The organism is Rhodococcus sp. NPDC059968 (assembly GCF_042738615.1).
Classification (GTDB): Bacteria; Actinomycetota; Actinomycetes; order Mycobacteriales; family Mycobacteriaceae; genus Rhodococcus_F.
Window position 1 is genome coordinate 1 of record NZ_JBHWUE010000247.1, and the last position, 2,425, is coordinate 2,425.

Sequence of the window (2,425 nt, forward strand, 5' to 3'; positions counted from 1 at the left end):
CTCAGTCCGATCCCTGCCTGACGCCAAAGCCGGTGTCTCACCACCGGGCTGGCAGCCAACGTCCCGACCGGGTGTGGGAAACGGAAGTGGTGCGAATCAGTCTGCCGGGTTGACGACCCTGACCGGGTCGGAGCCGTCCCAGCTCTTCGCGGCTTCTTCGAAGGCTGCGAACATCTCCGTTACGCCCGTTCCGCCTCCGACGTCACCGATCTCGACGGCGAGGTGCTGACCTGCCGTGTCGAAGTAGGCGAACCGGCCGAATCCGCTGATGCTGCCTGTGAAGGTGGCCGCCTCGCCCGACGCCTGTGCCTGCCGAACCGTGTCGTCGAAGTCGTCGGCGAACACGGCGAGGTGATGCAGTCCCGGGCCGTGCTCAGCGATGAAGTCGCGGTAGGGCGACGGGCCGGCGTCGTTCTGCTGGATGAGCTCGATCTGCATGGATCCGCTGTAGCCGATCGCGACAGTCAGGTCGAGCTCGACGCTCTGTCCGAGGTAGTGAACGTCCTCGAACGGGGCGTGCTCGACGACGAAGAACGGGCCGGCGCCGCGCTTGTTCGTCCAGTAGTCGAGTTCGGCGTCGATGTCGGTGACCGCGTAGCCGAGCTGCCGGACCGGTCCGAGCGAGCACTTCACTTCGCGGCCTCGGGGACCATGCTGTGCATGCCGACCGACGGATCGGTCGCGTAGTCGACGAGCTGGGTGTGGCCGACGGCGTCGTTCGCCGCAGCGATGTAGTAATGCAGGCGGGCGTCCGCGATGGCGCCGAGCCCTCCCTCGGGCGCGTAACCGGCGATCGGGCCGTCGACCATGGCGAGCATCGTCGTGCCCTGCGGCGACGTCGGAGAGTGGACGGCACCCGCGACCTCACACGTGTACATCCCGGTCTCGCCCTTGTCGTCCTCTTCGTAGTAGAAGCCGCCGTCGATGATGTACGCCTGGACGTTGCCGATGTGCCAGTGCGGCGGTGCTACGCTGCCGGCGTCGACCTGCAGGATGACAGTGAACGATCCGGTGACGAGGTTGCAGTAGAGGAGCTTGAAACGGGTGCCGGGCATGAGCCAATCGGTCCACGGGATCTGCTCGGGATCGATGAATTCCTTCCGCGCTCCCTTTGCGGTGATGCCGGGATTGGTCATCCAGTAGTCGGGGCCTGCAATGCGCATGATCGCATCCAATCTTCGTTGGGGAGAATGCCCGGAATTGTGATGTGGCTGCCGTGGTCCGGGTGGCCTCGGGAGTGATTTAGAATCTCCTCGGTAATGAATGTGATGTCCATTACATTTGATTTCAGTTCGTTAACCTGCTGGTTATCGCGGCAGGTCAGAGGTGCGGGAAGAGGTGCGGTGGCCAGGTGGACGATCTAAATCTGAGGCTCGTCGCATACTTCGTCTCGGTGATCGAAGAGGGGCATTTCGGCCGCGCGTCAGAGAAACTCTTCATCAGCACGCCTGCATTAAGTCAGCAGGTCAAGAGGCTTGAAAAGCAGTTGGGCGTCGAATTGATCGACAGATCGGCGCATCCGTTGCAGCCGACGGCAGCCGGGCGCCGGTTCCTGCCCGAGGCCCGGGCGGTCCTGGCCGCCGCACGACGCGCGGTGGAGGCGGCGACGTCGGAGATTCCGCCCGTTCGACTGGGGTTCATGGCGGCCTCCCTTGCCGGGCCGACCCGTCGTTTTCTCGAACTCGTGAGAGAGCGCCGGCCCAGGCTCGAGGTGGCCTTGGTCGAGCTTCAATGGGCCGATTTGGCAAGCGCGGTCCGATCGGGGGAGGTCGACGCATCGATCCTCCGTCCACCGGTGTCGGACCGGTCTGGACTCCGACTCGACGTGCTGTGTGACGAGGCGCGTGTTGCGGTGCTCCCGGTTGGGCATGCGCTCGCGGGCCGCGACTACGTCGATCTGGGCGATCTCGACGACGAACCGCATGTCCGGTCGGACGGCGCCGACCCCGAATGGGTCAGGTGGTGGGCGTGCGACCCGCGGCCGAGTGGTCGGCCGGTGGTTTACGGCCCGTCGGTGCGCACCATGGACGAGATGCTCGAGGTGGTGGCGAGTGGAGCGGCGATTGTGATTACCAGCAAATTCGTCGATGACACGCGACGGCATGAGGGCGTCGTCTTCGTGCCGGTCAGGGATGCGCCTCGGTCAGCGGTGTGCCTCTGCACACGGCGGGACGACCTGAGCGCGGGCACACGTGCCCTGATCGACGGTGCCACGGAGTTCAGAGACGACGTCCTGTAGGACAAATAAATCGATTCATCTAGTGAATCATCAAGTCACGATTCCGGGTCAGCGTGTTGCGTGGTCCGTCTGCGAACTGGATGAATCGGGCGCCCGAGACGGCTTCGTATCTAACCCGTGTAGCCTAAACTACCTGTCTAGCAATACATTTAACACCATCGAATGCGCGCAGCTGTCGGTTGACGT

3 protein-coding genes are annotated in these 2,425 nt (G+C 63.9%); 1 reads left to right on the forward strand and 2 read right to left on the reverse strand.

Annotation, left to right across the window (positions count from 1 at the left end):
• Positions 1 to 96: 96 nt before the first annotated feature.
• Together ACFWAY_RS53530 and ACFWAY_RS53535 are read right to left on the reverse strand one after the other, a co-directional pair.
• Positions 97 to 633 (reverse strand): VOC family protein, encoded by a 537-nt coding sequence (locus ACFWAY_RS53530; RefSeq protein ID WP_378516511.1) that lies wholly within the window; start codon positions 631 to 633, stop codon positions 97 to 99.
• A complete protein-coding gene (locus ACFWAY_RS53535) occupies positions 630 to 1,163 on the reverse strand; it encodes a 2,4'-dihydroxyacetophenone dioxygenase family protein (RefSeq protein ID WP_378516512.1) in 534 nt (177 codons plus the stop codon). The genes ACFWAY_RS53530 and ACFWAY_RS53535 overlap by 4 nt, the downstream gene beginning before the upstream one ends.
• 188 nt (positions 1,164 to 1,351) lie before the next feature.
• On the opposite strand from ACFWAY_RS53535, the gene ACFWAY_RS53540 reads away from it, so the two are divergent.
• Complete coding sequence (locus ACFWAY_RS53540; RefSeq protein ID WP_378516513.1) at positions 1,352 to 2,239, forward strand: LysR family transcriptional regulator; 888 nt, start codon at positions 1,352 to 1,354, stop codon at positions 2,237 to 2,239.
• Positions 2,240 to 2,425 lie beyond the last annotated feature (186 nt).

What these genes read in the sequence shown, in the direction of transcription:
- ACFWAY_RS53535 (WP_378516512.1), bottom strand. Translation starts at nt 1,163, where the DNA reads ATGCGCATTGCAGGCCCCGACTACTGGATGACCAATCCCGGCATCACC.